Below are 17,397 nucleotides of genomic sequence, written 5' to 3'. Positions count from 1 at the left end.
ATGCCCTTTAATCGAATGTGATGCGCTTTTATGCCAAGCCTATTTTTCATATCAACAACAGCTCTCTGTGTTACGGCAATGGAGCCGCCCGAGCTATTAGATGTAAGCATCACGCCAACAACTGTTTTTATCCAAGTTAGCCTACAGTGCTGGATAAGTTATTTGTTCTGACCGACAAGCCTGCCCATTAAATAAACATCATAGTAAGTGGTTAAAATATCACCACAACTCTGTATTATTGGGTAAAACATAAAATAAGGAGCATTTTCATGGAATGTGCTGGGTATTTGAGGAGGTGTGGTGCACTAAGCTTGTTAATGATGTCGTATGTTTGCTTTGGTGCTCAGGACGTTGATGTATCCGGAAACTGGCAAGGGGAAATTCAGACGTTAGGGGCTAAGTCTTTACAAAAGCCTGTTGCTTTGCTCCTTGAGCAGACGGCGGACGGTAAAGTGAAAGGCTATGCCTTTTACGACGCTGATAGTTGTATTTTTACTGTTGAGGGGCAGGTATCAGCGCCTGGTCGTAATGCCCCGTCGCGTGCAGACCTACTCGAAAAGAGCGCTTTAACGGGCGCTTTAGATGGATGTCAGCACCAGCGGGTAGCGTATGCACTGGGGCTGTCTCTGGCAGGAGATAAACTGAAAGTAGAAGGCAATCATTTAGGCCAAATGATTAACGCAGAAAAGAGTCTTCTAACCAGACAGGGTGATTTTTCAGACCGTTCGGAATTAGTTGCAAGATTGGTAGAAAAGGAAAAACGCGCGCCGAAGCAGTTGCAGGTTGTATTGAATACGTCTGTTGTGAGGTTCTTGTTTCCGGCAGGCTACGCATCACCACAGCATTTTTATGTGCTGGCTGATCAAATCGGACCTAGAGGCGTAGGTGAATGCACAAATTCGCTTTATTATCAGGACGGCGTGGGCAACAACATTAGCTACCTCTCAGAAAATCCCCAATGTGATATTTTACCTGCCGGGCATTTTGATATCAGTGCTGAGGGTAACCTGAAAATCACCTGGCAACCCCAAGGTGCGAATGCCAGCGCGAGGGTGTTGCTGGATCAGGATGTATCTCAGATGCATCACAAACCCCTTACCGGCTTCATGTGGCAATTGCAGGATGTGTATAACAGGTACCGTGATTCACATACGCTAGCCCAGATTGCGTCAACATTTTTGGATCTCAGGCAGTCTGCGCTAGCGCAGGTTGATGAGGTTGTTGCCAAGGAGCTTGCCGTATCACAATACAGTCCTACATTTATGGGAGCCTGGCAGGGCTATATCCGTTTCAGTCAACGCAACAGACCTGAGCAACAATTAGAGCAAGCCGCGCTGGCACTGTGGCTTTCCGGCTCTGATGAGCGCAGTGAGATACTGGGCTATCTGACATTATCTGAACGCTGTTTCTTCACCATAAGGTTGAAAAACAATAACGGGGCGGCGGTTTTGTCTAACCGGAATGAACGGTTACAGAACATCTGCAATAAAGATCAGGTTAATTTTGTTTTTCCTCGTTCCTTTTTCGTTTCAATGAATGCCGGGCATAATCTGCTCAAGTTGGACTCTGGAACGCAGAACCGGCGCGTCAAACCATCTCATGGTGTTTTTCAGCGGAAAAAGCCCACTCCCTATCTGATGTCATTACTTGAATCTGAGCAAGGGCAGCGTTTTGCTCTGCCAAACGAGACGATGAAAACCCTGATGATTGCCGAACAAGTGCCAGATGATACTTTGGAAAAGCAGCATGATCAGAAGATGCAGGACTCAGCTGAGCTGTTAGCCCAAAAGGCGGAGCAGATAAGAATACAAGAAGCCGAAGCCAAACAGCGGGAGTGGGCCAGATTAAAGAAAGAACGTGAGTACAGGGCCGCTGCCCGGCAAGCTAAATTAGGCCGGACAGCAGATAGTCGCGAGGTGGGAGACGATCAACTGCCTGAAGTCACAGGGCCATTTGATGGTCTGCCTGGGGCGGCTTTTCTCAATGCGGTGTATCAGGGTGACAGAACACTAGTGCAACGTATTAACCGAGCATACACCAACAAGCAGGCGGCCGGGTTAAAGACGTTCTTTGGCAGTTATGCAAATAAGATGACCGATGCCACGGCTGACATGTATAAACTGGTCAGAATAGAAGACTCAGTTGCAGCAAAATATCTTTTCGAATACGAGAAACGTTATGGTCGATGCTTGTCAGAATCTCCTGCCACCTTCTATGTAACAGGTTACCAGCCTGACATGGTAGTAACTAATTTGCTGGGGGTGGAAATTGCGCGGCATTACGGTGGTGTAACACAAACAAAATACCAGGTTAACCCGGAGTTCACCGGGGTATTTCAGAAAGTTGGGAAAATGCAGCCGCAGGGCGTAGCGGCCAGTATTACCGGCTTGCTCGCCAGTCAGGGAGGAGAGGATTTAAGGAAGCTATCGCTGAATGGCGTTGCACAGATCTTTAGTCAGTTTTCCTGTGACAGCCCCGAAATAAGGACCTTTGAAAGGAATTTGATCGCGTTGTTTTAATTTTCTGGCCAGCTTTATTCAGTGTGTAAGGGGGCAGGGCGGCCCCTTTTTACCTGAAGAGTGGGTGGTTTAGGCCAGTGGCCTTAAAGCTCGGCCACTGGGCTGTCTTGGTCGGGGACGCGGCGTTTGGCGGTAAGCAGCATATACACGCAGGTGGTGGCTAAGCAGGCTGTCAGATACCAGGGGATGCCGTTGTTGGAGGTGGTGATGTAAGCCGCCAATAACGGCCCTACTACCGAGCCGACACTGTAGGCGAGCAGCATTAATTCAGTGGCCGACACGATCTTGTTTAACGCTAGTTTTTCACATACCAGAGTGATGGCAATGGGGTACAGGGCAAAGCTAGCTGCCCCTAATAACAAGTAACTCGCCACCAATAGCTCAACCTTGGCGGCGTAGATAACGCCGACAAGGCTGAAAACACCTGCCAGGGAAAACAGTGCCATCAGTAAGCATTTATTCAAGCGCGGTGATAAGTAGCTCACCAGCGGTTGCACCACCATACCGCCCAGAATTACCGCCGCCATTAACAAGCCGGTTTTCGGGGCGTATTCTGACTGCATAATATACACCGGCAGCAAACCGTAAATGGGCCCAAGTAACAGCCCGGAAACCAGGCAGCCCACTAGTGCCGGGCGACTAAGGTTCTTCAGCTGCTGCCACCGCAGTTTATGAGATTGTTGCTGTTCAGGCTGGCCACGTTTAATCAGTAGCGGCACCAATACCGCCATACTGAGCAGCGCAATCACAAACAGATAGGGCATAGCGCCTTCTACGCCCAGCGGCTTAATCATCAATTGCCCCACGGCTGAGCCGCCGTAGAGGGAGGTCATATACAGGCCCAATCGCTTGGCGCGCTGTTTGGCGGTATCGGCCATAAGCAGCCAGGACTCCACCACCACAAACACGCCCGCCACCGCAATGCCAGCAATAAAGCGGTCTATCAGCCATAGCCAGGCATACGGCAAGAGGATTTGTGACACCACAGTAGCCAGTAGCAGCAGCAAAAAACCAATAAAGGCTAAGCGATGGCCGGTAACAGCCACCACCCGCTGAATAAAAAACGCGCCAAACAGCAAGCCCAGATAAAACACACTGGCAAGCCAGGGGGCAAGAGCGGGTGTGAGCTGGTTGGCCACTAACGAGAGCGGTACCAGACTCATTAAAAAACCCGACGCTACCGCATAAAACGATAAGCCAAGTACAGGCACTAATGGACTGTTGGGTTTATTGGCCATTACTACATCGACCATCTTTACTTCCAGGAAAAAATAGTGCCGTTAACAAGGCTGAAACAACCGGCGGCACTGAGACAGGGGGAAATTGGCGGCGAATGTAGGGCAGGTTGGTCACTAAGTAAAGTGACATTTATTTATCCGATACCTGAATATTTTTCAGGCAAAGGGAGCATATAGCCAGTTAGGCTGACAAAGCCCGAAAAGTCAGGCCAAGATTGCCATTCATATTGCATGTTCGCGGGAAAATATTGGCTATCCTCAGCCTTGCAATGAAGAGGAAGTTTGGTGTGCCAGTATGGTCTTAGCGCAATAAAAAAGCACACTAAACAGCCCTGGGCTATTAAGTGTGCTTTTATGTGGTTAAACAAGCTTAAAGGCTAAGCCAATAAGCTTGTAGCCGGTTCGTTTAGAAGGTGTAGTTAAGACCCAAGTAGAAACGGCGACCGTTGGTCCATTCGTTAACCACCATTTTATCCAGGTGGTTCTCGTAATAGGGCTTCAGTTCGGCAACCGAAACACCACTGGCTTGCGACAGTATCTCAAATGCGGCATCGCCGGTAATGGATGACTCGACGATTGGGTTGCCATCATCGTCGGTGGCAACCACGCGGTTACCGGTGGCAGCACCGCTTTCATCTACCTCATCAATCCACTTCATCTTGTTGATAACAGGATCATTTACGATCTGCGAGCTATCCAGGTAGTGCACCACGTTCTCATTGGTCAGGTTGGTTACCGCAAAGCTGGCTACCAGGTTGTCCATGATTTTATACGTCGCTTTAAAATCTAACTGTGAGCGCGCATCAGTGTAACGAATACCTTCACTGTTGCTCTTGTTAGCAAACTCGCTGCGGTAGTTGTAGGAAAGACGGGCCGAGAAATCATCGTCTTCATAGTAAATCGACGCATTCAGGGTATCTTTCGACTGACCAAACATGGGTTCTGTTTGAGTAGTCGTTCTGGCAGTAAAGCCAGTGACTTCAAAGTATTCGCGCTGTGAGGGATCGCTTTGATGGGTTTCTACATCCGTCATATCGGCGATTTCATAGGCAAATTCAGAGGTAGAGAACTTCTGATCTGGTACATCGGTATAGGTGTAGTTAATCAAACCACCAAAACCGTTCCCCAAATCATGCTGAAGCTGTACCTCTACACCTTCGACTTTTTGCTCACCAGTATTGAAGTAGGAGCTAACGACATAGTCACCAAAAATATCGTAACCGTTATTGTCGGTTCTGCCTTCTTCGCCCAGATAATCCAAGTTTCGCACCGCGGATGTGCTGCGAACCATGTTCTTGATATCTTTCTGGAAGGCGGTAATGGCAAACAGAGATGACTCGCTGAAGTACCACTCCAGACCCAACTCGCTATTTACTGAGGTGTAAGAGCCTAAATTGGGATTACCCACTGAGCCTCTGCGCTGCGAGTTCATGGCCAGACGTTCGGCGTTACCTTCTGGGGTCAGATCTTGCTGACGTCCATCGGTGTAAAGCCTTTGCCTTTCGGTAACCAGATAGAAGTTACTTTTTAACTGGCTGAGGCTGGGGTGAGAGATATTCTTCGATGCCGCGGCGCGTAAAATCAAGCTATCGGTTAAATCATAAGATAGGTTGAAGCTTGGCAAATAGTCCTTGGTAGTACTGGTTTGCACTAACGGCTCGTATTTGTTGAAGCCCGCCAGCTCTGCGATATAGCCTGCTTCGCTTGGATCTGTGGGATAAGACAGTAACTGGCCATTTTCGTCTTTGGCCACTTCTTTGCTGATGGACTCACGCTCGGTATCTACTACCCGCACACCAAAGTTGCCGCGGAATCTTTCGCCACTGAAGTTCACCATAGCGTAATAAGCCAGTACTTCTTCGCTCACATCGTAGAAGTTGCCAGCAGATTCTGTCATACCAGAGCGACAACCATAGTAGTTGCCGGAACCCGATGCGGCGATGGCGTCTTCACAGGCCCCTTTATTGGGTGCAAGCTCAGAGTGCAGCAGCAAGAAGTGGTCATTGAGCAGGGCATCACGCTTATCCTGATCAATATCAAAATACTCATCAGGCACATCGTGACCTGCCGTGTCCAAGCCAGATACTGTACCGCCTACCAGTTCCTCGGCGAGGATTAACGGGAATTTACTGACTTCGTTAGCATAACCATGGAAGGTGGCATTTTCGGTATAGAAGTTTTCCGTGCGCTGCATGTTGCGGTACTTGGCACCGAATTTTACGCTGTCGATATAAAAATCGTTGTCCAGTTCCCAGGTAACATCACCCTGGAAAAAGTCCTCGGTATTTTCGCGATAACGGGCGGTATTGCGTAACCCCCCCGTCAACAGATAAAACTCGTTAGTGGGGGCCAGCAAGAAGTTTTCGGCGCGCTGTTGGGCGGCATCAAAGGCAGCTCCGCTTAATGACGGGTCTGCATGTAATCCCCAGTACACCTTGCCTGTTTCAGGATTATAGCCATACCCTAAGTTAACCCCTTCATAAGTCGGGATCTTAAGGGTGGTTTTGTCACCCGAATAAGGGGTTTCGGAATCACCGTAACGAGTAGCCAGGGTGGTGGCGCGATCTAATACCGTACTGTCTGCGGTAGTGCGCCCTGCTTGCAATTTGACGATAAAGGCATCTTTGGCGTAATCCATGGTCAGATGGATTCTGTCCTGTTCGGTTTCGGTGCCGCTGCGATCGTTGGAATCTCTGCGCAGCATCTCACCCCAGCGAGTATCGCCTTTAGTGTAGTTGTTGCCGTCCCATACCATGCCGGCCTCGCCCACTAAGTTAACGCCATCAATAGGGGCTGTGGCTGACAACACGATATCGCTAACCGGGTCCATGACCAAGCGTGGGTCAATTCCTGCCACGCCGTTACTGTAAAGCATTTGGCTGATACGGAAGGTTTGCGCGTACAGGTTATCGCTTTTGTTATCACGGTCTGAGCTGTTGCGATTTAACTCAAGGTTAAAGCTTAGCGAGTCAGACGGTGCCCACTGAAAGTTCACTGTGGTATCCAGGCGGCTTTCATCGGTAGAGAACGCCGGGGAGTAGAGCATATTACCTAAGTGTCTTGGTGCGGTTTGCCCCAGGCCACCTGTTCTGCGGCTGCCCCAGAACAATCCCCAGTCTGGGTCGATATAAGTGGGGTCCATCACCTCATCCATCTGGCCCCAGTTATTGGTGTGGTTATTCCATACCCCTGAGTTGGCCGGGTCGTAGGTTGGCCAGTAAGAGTCGCCATTGCCTGCAACTGCTTCAAGATCGCCATAGGTATAACCATTTAACGCCATATGTCTGGTGACAATTAAGTTATGGCCATTCATGTGTCTTAACTTAATGTCGCTACTGGCGCACTCTTCGGTGGGACAATCTATGGGGTTGGTTTGCTGGAAGCCAGTACCGGCGCCCATGCCACCAGATTCAAATCCTGAACGAAAGGCGTTACGTTGTTGAAGGCTAACCGCAACGGAGGCACCAAATTTCTGGTTTTCAGAAACAAAGTTATAGGCGGTAGAGATCTGTGGTGACGATTTTTCTGACGAGTCGTTGTACTCACCTTCAATATTCAAATAGCCGTAGCCATCTTTTTGCTCTAAGGGCTTTTTGGTATGCAGAATAACCGTGCCGCCGATACCGCCGGCATCTAAGTCGGCACGGGCAGATTTATGCACTTCAATCTTGGACACGCGCTCAGCAGGAATATTTGAGAAATCAAAGGCATTACTTTCCGCCTGACCTGGCCGGTAGGACGCCGATTTGGCTGACTGACCATTAACCAGAGTGTTGGTCAGCTCGGGAGAGGTACCGCGGATTGAAATTTTTGCGCCTTCACCAAACTCGCGTTCAATCTGCACACCTGGTATGCGTTGCAGGGCCTCGGCCATGTTTTTGTCAGGGTTTTTGGCAATGTCTTCGGTATTGATTGAATCAACAATAGCGTTTGAAAAGCGCTTATTGTTTAAGTTTTCACGCAGTGATGAGCGAATACCTGTGACTTGAATCACTTCAACGCCTTCTTTTTCGCTCTCTGCTGAAGCGCTTTGTGCTTCCTGAGCATAAGCAGCCATGGGCATGCTTGTGCCTATCACTAATGCTGTGCTCACTGCGATGGCGGTTTTGGATAATTGGATAGCCTTCATACCTTTCCCTATAGATTAGATGTAGCCATTGTTCTTATGTCCATTTGCTACAAACCTCAGTTGCAGCCTACAGGACTGCAAAGCGCGGTGTTGAGATGCTTTTGTAACGTACCTAAATAGACCCATGTGGTTGTCCCCAGCGACTTAGCGTTTCGCCTCCTGCTTTGCTTTTTGCCGCGCTGTTATTGCAAAACGGAAACGCTAAGTGCCGACTAATTAAGCAAAAACAGGAAAAAACATCAAGAATAATTTACCTTTATGTAAAAAAAATTTAAAAATAAATTATTTTGCTGGAAGGGTTTTAACCTGACATCCTTGTCAACTCGGGCAGGGGAGTAATGGGGGATGAAATAATGGAATTGTCCCTTGAGGGCGCTTAGCTGAGCATTAAATAAACATCAGTGCCGCTAAGGCGATACTGTGGCGAGGGCCTGGGGGTGTATTTAACGGCCTTAGTGCGCCGAGAGTACAACCTGATTTCGTCCACGCACTTTTGCATCGTACAAGGCTTTATCTGCGCGCTCTATAAAGGCGGTGGGACTTTCATTACCTTGCTGGGCCACACCAAAGCTTGCGGTTAAGCGAATATTGTTTGCCCATTGATGGTCGCTAATGAGTTTGCGTAAGGCCTGGGCCAGATCATAGGCGTCTTCCAACGCGGTGTTGGGACAAACCAATAGAAACTCCTCTCCGCCCCAGCGTGCCAGGAAGTCAGTGAAACGACAGTTCTGACTAATTAACTTAGAAAACTCCCTGAGAATATCATCACCCACGGCATGACCATGGTTGTCATTGATGGACTTAAAGTGGTCGATGTCAATAAACATCAGCGACAGTACTTCCAGCTCTTTGGTGAATATTTTTTCTATTCCGGCTCGGTTGAGCGCACCGGTTAAGGGGTCTCGCTCGGCCTGGTCTTTCAGCTCTTTGGTTTTAACATTCAGCAGTTGATTGAGCTGCTTCAGGTCTTCCGCCCGCTTTTCTGTTTCACTTAGTTGCTTGTATGACCATCTGAGACTGTAAAACAGAAAACATGCTGCCGAAGTAACCCAAAGGGAGATTAGAAAGAACAGAACTTGGCTATTGGTAAAGTACTTGCCGGTAAACTCAATATACTCCACTTCAATAAGATACTGCCCGGGTTGAATATTATTTCCGGTGGCCAGTTCCAGCACCATCACATTATCAAATTCGGGGACGGCGTACTTGATCGGCAGCTTCTGCTCCACTATCCACCAGGTCGCTACTTGCAGGCTTTTGAGGGGAAGATTATTGGACTCCGCTGAACGCTCAGGCCAGTATTCAATGCCCACATATTTCCATGTGTCCTGATTATCAAACCGGCCATATTCCGGGTTAAAGGTACGAAGTTGGAAGCGCAGACTGTCGTGGCCTTTATTAAGATAACGGGCCTTAATATAGACAGAGGAAAAGGATGAAAGATCAATCCCCTGACCGATCGTCTTGCCCTTAAAAAAGTTAATCGAGAGTTCGCAAAAGGGCCAACTGTACTGAGACGGCATGATTTGGCATGTTAGCAACCACTTGCCGTCTTTTTCGGTGATGGTGGCCTCAGACTTTCCGTTAATGCTTTTATCGGAGATAGCGCTGACATTTGCTGTATTGCCGGGGTGAAGTAGCAGCGTTCTTTCCATTAAGTAAAACTGCAACAGTATGGCGACAAAGGTAATGATTAACAGCAGGACCAGCGCGGCACTGTAGAGCTTTCGTTGCTCCATGAAAACCTCAATATTTAAATGGTCTCACTTCCGTTTTGTAACTGGTAAATCACAAAGCTAATAGGGCGTGCGTGAGCATTTGTAACATTCTCAAACCCAGAACTTGGCTAATGTTTGCCAAGTAAACTAACAACAAAAGCCTAGCGAACTTACCTACGTTGCTGTCCTTGCGTGCTTAAATATGCTTGAAAATTAAGCAAAAAGCTATGGCTACGCGGGATAGCAACCCCATAGAAATTGGGGCTGCCGGTTGGAAGACGATGCTCCTAGCGGTTTGCCTTAAAGCTGTTGACGGTTTTATCCAGGTTTTTGGCGATGAGATGTAAGCCATTTACGATGTCATTATTGGTATTAGCTTGTTGTTGAGCTTCCAAGGATAAGTCGGTCACACGATGAATGTTTTGATTAATATCACTGATTACCGCACTTTGCTCTTCTGTTGCGGCGGCAATTTGTAGGTTCGAGTCAGTCACACGTTTTAACTTGCTATTGAGTTGCTCAAACTGCTGGGTGTTGGTGTTTAACATACCCACCATATTGGCCACTTCTGTTTCAGACTGTTCCATATTGCGCACCGCAGATTCAGACAGTGTTTTCAGGGCCGAGATCATGGTCTCGATCTCTTGCGTACTTTGCTGCGTTCTTGCCGCCAGACTGCGTACTTCATCTGCAACAACCGCAAATCCCCGGCCTTGTTCTCCGGCCCGGGCGGCTTCAATGGCGGCATTTAATGCCAACAAATTCGTTTGCTCTGCAATGCCCTGGATAGTGGTTAAGATACTATTAATTTTTTCTACCTGTGAGCCAAGTGCCACCACCTCTTGGGCTGAGTCCGCCATACGGGTATTCAGTTTTTGCGTATTGCTTTTCATGGTTTGGTAGTCCTCGTTCATTTGGCTGCTTTGCTGGCTAACCTCTTGAATTTCAGCACTTGCCGCTTGCACATTTTGTGCTATCTCTTTGGCTGAGGCTTGCAGTTGGTTAATGGCAGTGGCCACGTTGTTCATATTGTCATTCAGGTAGTCAATACTTTGCATGGTGGCCGTTGTGCAGGTGGTGACCTCATCGGCGTTGCTGGTGACCTTGGCGCTGGATGAACGTATGTCCTTCATCACGCCTTCCATATCAGTCATCATATTGTTCAGAGATTTAGCCAGCATGCCCAGTTCATTGCTCACATCCATGGTTAGCCTGTAATCAAGGGCGGTATTGGGATCTGCCATAGTGGAAATCTGCCGGATCACACTGTCAACATTTGCCATGATTTTGCGTACTAAGAAAAAACCACCGGCAATTAACAGCGTCATCAAAACCAGAATCACGGGGATAGCCTTCGCCGATAAGCTCTCTTTTGCTTTCAGGCCGAAGTCGGCAAAGGTTTTTTCCAGCGCTGCTTGTGAGGCTTCAGAGGCGGTATTGACTTGGACATAACGGGCGGACTCTTTTGCCTGTTGATGAATCATCTTTCCCATATCCGTTAGCGCGGCGGCAACGATGATAATGGTAATAATTAAGGCGGGTAAAATGGCTACAAGAGTTAACTGAGTACGGATTGATAACTTCATAAATGGGCTTGTTCCTAAACAGGCAAAAGTATGACACTCACTCTCGGAATGTACGGTGATAACTTGTCCTACCACATAGGATAAGTCACTGTATGTTAAAGTTTTGTTGATTTCAAATGCAGCGTTTTAGTCCGTTCGAATGCCGAAGGGTTTTGTTGTGAGTTGGGCACAAATCTCGGGCTTTGGCCTAGCATACAAAGCTTTTATTGGTTACTTGGCTGGGGAATTGGCATCTTTATGTGGTTGAAATGTCATTGTACGACTTAGCCATAGCACAGCAGAAAGGCACCCTTCTAGGGTGCCCTTAAGCAAACTCACCTGCTATGCCGGTGAGCTTTTACTGATAACCTAGCGCAGTTTGGGTTGGTCGCTTACATCAACTTCTTTGCCCGGCGTATAGCGGATGCGGCCCGAGCTTTGGTAGGTGCATACCTCATCTTCACGATACTTGCTGTCGGTGTTTTCAGAGTGCACCCAGCGTCCGGCATTTTCATAGTAGCTGTTGTATAGATTGAACTGATAACGCACGGCTATGGTGCTGCAATCATAATACTCTCCGGTGTAGGTATCACGCAGGTCGGTTTGCATGGAAAGTTGTCTGGCTTCCAATCGATACAGGTCAAGCTGGTTACCACTGTACACTCGTTCCTGGGTGCGACTATGGTGCACTTGCCCTGCCAGTTTACGAATGTCTTGCTCCATATCATCCAGTACTTCTTGCGGGATCGCGGCTTTTTCACGCTCCGGTGGAGTGTTAATAGGGGTTACCTCAAGGATATTGGCGCAACCAGACAGTGCTATAAATAGCGTGGCAAAGAGGACTTTTTTCATCACTATCTCCCCAATTACAATCTGAGCTTGGCATTCGCGCCTTTTTCCAGGCGTTTTGCTTGCTGGCTGACTTCGGTTTTGGCGTAGCGTGCTCTGTCCTGCCAGATACTATTGGCAATAGCAGTATGGTCAAAGGCCACGGCGGATAGCCTATCAACTGTGCCATTATCTTGTGCCGTCAGGCTGTATGTTAGGGTAAAGCCACAGTCTGAGACGGGGATCAGCGTACTGTTAGCGGTCTGTTCTGTGACCGTCACTTTGCCATGGTAAAGCTTAAACCAGGCGTATTCTGTGCTGATGCGGGCCCGCAGTTGATCGCGATCATTTGGATTTTCGGGGGTGCAGCGGGCGGCCTGAGTGGCGGGGAGCAGCTTCGCCTGCCTGTCGTAATGCCAGGTAAAAGTGCGGGTTTTATGCTTGGCTGTTTCCTGTGAAGGCGTACCGTATTGCGCTAGCAAAGCTTGCGCGTAAGCCGAAGCATTAGGGGCACTGTTAGGCATAGGGCGGTGAATACGCTGTATGGCAGAGATATGGTTGCCTCTGAGCCTGACTGCATAGGCCGACAGTACATCCTGATGCGCGTTGGGGTGAGTGTTAAAAGGCCAAACAACGGTACTATATAAAGCATTGAGCGGCATTTCAGCATTCACAAAGCGCCGGTTACCTTGGGGATTATCGTGTTGTCCTGCCTTAAATTGCTTGGGTGCCTCCGAGAGGTCCTGCAGTTTATCCACCATGTTTCCCAGCCCTACGCCCAGAACTTTAAAATCTGGAACTGGTTCGCCGGCAGGGCGTTCCACTGGGCCTAGATGGCGCTGTAGCACCAGTGGCTGATTAAACAGTGGTGTGTTAGCCAAGACTAGTTTGTCGCCATCATTATTTAGGCTGACAGTGCCATTCTTGCAGTTTTGGGGTTTACCACGATAAACCGTTGCACTGAATTGCCCCTGCTGATTGGCCTGGCCAGAGATAAGCCATTTACAGGATTGGGTGAGACTATCCAGATGCAAGATACCGCCCGTATCGATCAAGGTCAGGGTGACGGGATTAGCCCGTTTAATCGAGCCCAGATGTGAGCTTAAGAGACCTTGCCAGATCCCCGGGCTGTCTTGGGTACTAGTCAGAGGGCGACCTTGGTTCACAGTGGCTGGTTGGTTAGCGCCCTTGCCGTCCTCCATAGTATTAGCACTTTTATCCTGGCGCTTCAGTGATATGCTGTCGCAACCACCGAAATCGACGTTGCCATTTAAAGCGCTACCAGCCTGGTTGAGGGTAAAACCGACCATGGAGTAGCCTCCTGGCTGTTTAATCCAGGCTTTGGGCTTTATGGTGATATTTTGCTGCCCAGCGGGGCGGTAGATGTCTACTTGGTAGCTGCCGGAGGCTGCGTTGCGCTGGCCGGCAAGATTATAAAAGCTAAATACCCCCTGGCCCTGCTGACCATCGAAGGTTTGCACCTCCAAGGTTGAGCCGGTGGCTCCTTGCCCGCATTTGTACGAGCCTTGCCAGACGCCGGTAAGTGCTGAGGATTGGGCGTGGCTGAAGGTGCTGAATAGAACGCCAATTGAGCAAATTAACAGGCCGGAAAACCTACGTATTGCTTCTGAGTATATTGAGTTGAGCATGTTAGTTCCCTTTAATTACAACAGGTTACAACTTAAGTAAGGCAAAGTCATATTGTCACTTACTGAACGTTTTTTCTACCGAGGGGGCGAGGTGTTCACTTTGTATTCAGGGAAAACACGCATTTACCTACCAAAGCGGATGCATCCCTGTCAGATTGGTTATAGCGACTTTTTATTGCAGCTAGTTTTCAGTCTCGAAAGTCAGTGATGAACTGCTGGAAAATGTCAGCGCAACAGCAGGGTGGAATGGCTTGCGGTGATTATTATTGTTACTGTGTTATGAGTTTTCTTGGGACTAGCTATCAATAATTGTTGTCCAGGGTTAAGTATGCGCAATGCTCTATTCCTAAAAGCTTTTTTGATTTGGTTGGGTATTTTAGTACTGGCCATTGCCAACGGTATTTTTCGCGAATCGGTGCTGTTGGGGCTGTTTGTAAAAACGGCGGCGTTTATACTCAGCGGCATACTGCTTTGTTTGTGTATTTTTGTCGTTACTTACCTAACTCTGCCTTGGTTGGGCCGAGGCTCCACGCATCGTTATTGGGCGGTGGGGGTGTTCTGGCTGGTACTAACCTTATGTTTTGAGTTTGTGCTGGGCTATGTGATTCAGGGGCATAGCTGGCAGCAGTTGCTGGAACCTTATACCTTGAAAGACGGTAACCTCTGGACTTTGGTGTTACTGGTTACCTTGCTTTCTCCCTATCTGGCGGCCAAGGTTAGAAAATAGCTGTGTGGCAGCTTATGACCATTTTGTCCTGATTCATGTCACCTGATAGTGAATACTTTTGCCATACCTAAGCCTTAGCGATTAAGCTTGCCCCCATCGTGATTTTGATACCAAGCGCTGTGTTTTATTGTGCTCCATAAATTGGTGGTGATAAGTGCTTGGTATTCCCCGTGTAACAAGGATGGGTTGATGAAAAAACTGCCGGTCGTATTGCTGTTTTTGCCTTTATTCTGCTTGGCCGAGGCGAAAGTGATAGAGAATTACCGCCACTATAATGTCTCTGCAAGCGAGAAAGGTCGGCTTTTATCTGCTCTGAACAAAGCGTCGCCTATTCGCGAAGACGGTGAGATATTTCACGGCCATACCAAATACCATATTGGTTGGAAGTACTGGTGGAAAACCCGCGATAAGCAATGTGCATTGACCAAGGTAGAGACCACCTTAACCCTGACATACACTATGCCTAAACTGGCGTCGGCCAGTGATGAAGTTAAGCAGGTATGGGATGCCTGGTATCCAAATCTTGCCCTGCATGAAGAACGCCACGGTAAACTGGCCAAAGAGGCGGCAGCGTCAATCGATCAGAAACTCAATGCCATAGGTCCACAGGAAAATTGCCGGACATTGGAGAAAGATCTCAACAAACAAGCTCAAGCGATAATGGCCGAATTGAAAAAAGCCAATAAACAATATGATGATGATACCAACCACGGTGAAACCGAAGGTGCCTGGCTGCATTTGCACCTTTAGTTGATGAGCGCGCTCTTTCTAAGAAGCGATGGCTCAGTGGGTAGTTTGCCCCTAGTTGTCTTCACGGCTTTGCGGCAGATGCTGTTGTAAGTAATCCAGCAGCAGACCCACACCGGGGGCGGTCCAGCGACTGGCGGGATACAGCCCCCATATGCCTTCACTGTCGGGCCTGTATGGGGCCAATACTTCTATCAGTTCACCTTGCTGAATCTTCTCCAGCACATATTCTTCGGGGAGTTGTACTATGCCAAGTGCCTTTTCGGCGGCATATAACAGTGACACGCCGCTATTACAGCGCAAGCTGCCATTTACTGTGATATTGCGCTCTTGACCGTTGTCCTTAAAACGCCAGTAGCCCAGCGAACCGAGCAAACAATTATGGCGTTTTAGTTGGTTTAATGTGGTCGGCTGGCCATAAGTCTGGATATAAGCGGGTGAGGCGCAGGTGTAAACATTGCGGCTGGCCAGTTTGCGAAAACGTAAGCGGCTGTCTTCCAACCGGCCCAGGCGGATAGCCAGATCCAGGCCGCTGTCGACAATATCCAAACGGGCATTGGTCAGTTCTACTTCGAGGCTGAGCTGTGGATAGTTCTCCTGAAAATCAATTAGCAGCGGCATCAGAATCCGCTCCCCGTAAGTGATGGGGGCGGTAAGACGAATCTTACCTTTGGGCGTGCTTTGCAGCTCCTGCAAGGCTTGCTCAGCGTCCTCAAAACCGTCCATCAGTTGGCGGCACTGCTGATAGTAGCGCTGGCCGGTTTCAGACACTCTCACTTTGCGCGTGGTACGGTGCAGTAGCTGCACGCCCAGGCGCTGTTCCAACTGATTAACCTGGCGGCTGACTTGGGCGGTGGACACCTGCAACCGTTGGGCGGCAGCGGTAAAGCTGCCGGTTTCCACCACACAAACAAATTCGGCAATGCCATTCCAAGCAGGGATATAGCTCATTGTTACATATGTGTAATAGTGAATTTATTCTGTGGATATTATCACTCTGTGGTGGCTAATGTAGGATCTCTTCATATTTTATTGTGAGGAATAAGCGATGAGTGCACAAAGCATACGTTGCCGCGCTGCGGTTGCCTGGGCGGCGGGTGAGCCCCTGAAAATTGAGCAAGTGGACGTTGCTCCGCCTAAAGCCGGTGAGGTGCGAATTAAAGTGATTGCCTCTGGCGTCTGTCATACCGATGCGTTCACCCTGTCGGGTGAGGATCCTGAGGGGATCTTTCCGGCTATTTTGGGGCATGAAGGCGGCGGCATTGTGGAGTCTGTGGGGGAAGGTGTAACTAGCCTCAGTGTTGGTGACCATGTTATTCCGCTTTACACACCCGAATGCGGTGAGTGCAAATTCTGTCTGTCGGGTAAAACCAACCTGTGCCAGAAAATCCGCGCCACCCAGGGCAAAGGTCTGATGCCGGATGGTACCTCGCGTTTTTCCATCAATGGTCAGCCGATTTTCCACTACATGGGCTGTTCTACTTTCTCTGAATATACCGTATTACCTGAAATTGCCCTGGCTAAGATCAATCCTAAAGCGCCGTTAGAAGAAGTCTGTTTGCTGGGCTGTGGTGTCACCACCGGCATGGGCGCAGTGATGAACACCGCCAAAGTGCAGCCCGGTGATACCGTGGCGATTTTTGGCTTAGGTGGCATTGGACTTAGTGCTGTCATTGGCGCCGCTATGGCCAAGGCCGGTCGTATTCTGGCCATAGATATTAACGAGAGTAAGTTTGCCCTTGCGAAACAGCTTGGCGCCACCGACTGCATTAACCCCAAGGATTATGACAAGCCGATTCAGGATGTGATTGTTGAGCTGACCGACGGCGGTGTGGATTATTCCTTTGAATGTATCGGCAATGTCAACGTGATGCGCTCGGCACTGGAATGCTGTCACAAGGGCTGGGGCGAGTCGGTGATTATTGGCGTAGCCGGGGCTGGACAGGAAATCTCCACCCGACCTTTCCAACTGGTAACTGGCCGGGTGTGGCGCGGCACCGCCTTTGGTGGCGTAAAAGGGCGCAGCGAACTACCCGACTACGTAGAACGCTACCTGGCAGGGGAATTTAAATTAAATGACTTTATTACCCACACTATGGGGCTGGAAGCCATCAATGAAGCGTTCGGTTTGATGCACGAAGGCAAAAGCATTCGCTCGGTGATTCATTTCTAAATCACTGGCAAGTTTATAAGCCCCTATCCAGGGGCTTCTTTTCTGATACATGGCGTTGTCTTAAGGCGGACACCACCGAACCTTTACCCCATGTTGCGGCTGAC

At 49.0% G+C, this 17,397-nt stretch carries 11 protein-coding genes; 4 read left to right on the top strand and 7 right to left on the bottom strand.

Translation table 11 applies throughout. The features are described 5' to 3' along the window. The first annotated feature begins 317 nt into the window (after positions 1-317). Positions 318-2,519 (top strand): hypothetical protein, encoded by a 2,202-nt coding sequence (locus tag IEX02_RS08270; RefSeq protein WP_188693084.1) that lies wholly within the window; start codon positions 318-320, stop codon positions 2,517-2,519. A gap of 83 nt (positions 2,520-2,602) precedes the next feature. On the opposite strand, the gene IEX02_RS08265 is transcribed toward IEX02_RS08270, so the two are convergent. The 6 genes from IEX02_RS08265 to IEX02_RS08240 form a co-directional block, all read right to left on the bottom strand. After that, the gene (locus IEX02_RS08265) at positions 2,603-3,772 is read right to left on the bottom strand and encodes an MFS transporter (protein WP_188693081.1); all 1,170 of its coding nucleotides are present in this window, start codon (positions 3,770-3,772) and stop codon (positions 2,603-2,605) included. Between the two features lie 391 nt (positions 3,773-4,163). After that, positions 4,164-7,886 (bottom strand): TonB-dependent receptor, encoded by a 3,723-nt coding sequence (locus IEX02_RS08260; protein WP_188693078.1) that lies wholly within the window; start codon positions 7,884-7,886, stop codon positions 4,164-4,166. A 452-nt stretch (positions 7,887-8,338) separates the two neighbouring features. Next, the gene (locus IEX02_RS08255; protein ID WP_188693074.1) at positions 8,339-9,625 is read right to left on the bottom strand and encodes a GGDEF domain-containing protein; all 1,287 of its coding nucleotides are present in this window, start codon (positions 9,623-9,625) and stop codon (positions 8,339-8,341) included. A gap of 266 nt (positions 9,626-9,891) precedes the next feature. After that, positions 9,892-11,190 carry a methyl-accepting chemotaxis protein gene (locus tag IEX02_RS08250; protein WP_188693072.1) on the bottom strand — a complete coding sequence of 433 codons (1,299 nt, stop codon included), beginning with the start codon at positions 11,188-11,190 and terminating at the stop codon, positions 9,892-9,894. 348 nt (positions 11,191-11,538) lie between these two features. Further along, positions 11,539-12,021: a hypothetical protein gene (locus tag IEX02_RS08245; RefSeq protein ID WP_188693067.1), complete on the bottom strand. Its 483-nt coding sequence runs from the start codon at positions 12,019-12,021 to the stop codon at positions 11,539-11,541. A gap of 14 nt (positions 12,022-12,035) precedes the next feature. Next, the gene (locus tag IEX02_RS08240) at positions 12,036-13,646 is read right to left on the bottom strand and encodes a hypothetical protein (protein ID WP_188693064.1); all 1,611 of its coding nucleotides are present in this window, start codon (positions 13,644-13,646) and stop codon (positions 12,036-12,038) included. Positions 13,647-13,974: 328 nt separating this feature from the next. Between IEX02_RS08240 and IEX02_RS08235 the strand changes: the two genes are divergently transcribed. Together IEX02_RS08235 and IEX02_RS08230 are read left to right on the top strand one after the other, a co-directional pair. Further along, positions 13,975-14,373: a hypothetical protein gene (locus IEX02_RS08235; RefSeq protein WP_188693060.1), complete on the top strand. Its 399-nt coding sequence runs from the start codon at positions 13,975-13,977 to the stop codon at positions 14,371-14,373. Between the two features lie 189 nt (positions 14,374-14,562). Next, on the top strand, positions 14,563-15,123 hold the full coding sequence (locus IEX02_RS08230) for a DUF922 domain-containing Zn-dependent protease (RefSeq protein WP_188693056.1): 561 nt from the start codon (positions 14,563-14,565) through the stop codon (positions 15,121-15,123). A gap of 51 nt (positions 15,124-15,174) precedes the next feature. Here IEX02_RS08230 and IEX02_RS08225 read toward each other — a convergent pair whose 3' ends face one another. Beyond that, a complete protein-coding gene (locus IEX02_RS08225; protein WP_308422486.1) occupies positions 15,175-16,071 on the bottom strand; it encodes a LysR substrate-binding domain-containing protein in 897 nt (298 codons plus the stop codon). A 97-nt stretch (positions 16,072-16,168) separates the two neighbouring features. Here IEX02_RS08225 and IEX02_RS08220 point away from each other — a divergent pair, with 97 nt between their 5' ends. Next, a complete protein-coding gene (locus IEX02_RS08220; RefSeq protein WP_229702153.1) occupies positions 16,169-17,293 on the top strand; it encodes an S-(hydroxymethyl)glutathione dehydrogenase/class III alcohol dehydrogenase in 1,125 nt (374 codons plus the stop codon). Positions 17,294-17,397 lie beyond the last annotated feature (104 nt).

Source organism: Bowmanella pacifica (genome assembly GCF_014645355.1).
Taxonomy (GTDB): Bacteria; Pseudomonadota; Gammaproteobacteria; order Enterobacterales; family Alteromonadaceae; genus Bowmanella; species Bowmanella pacifica.
This window is presented reverse-complemented; position numbering and strand designations above follow the sequence as displayed.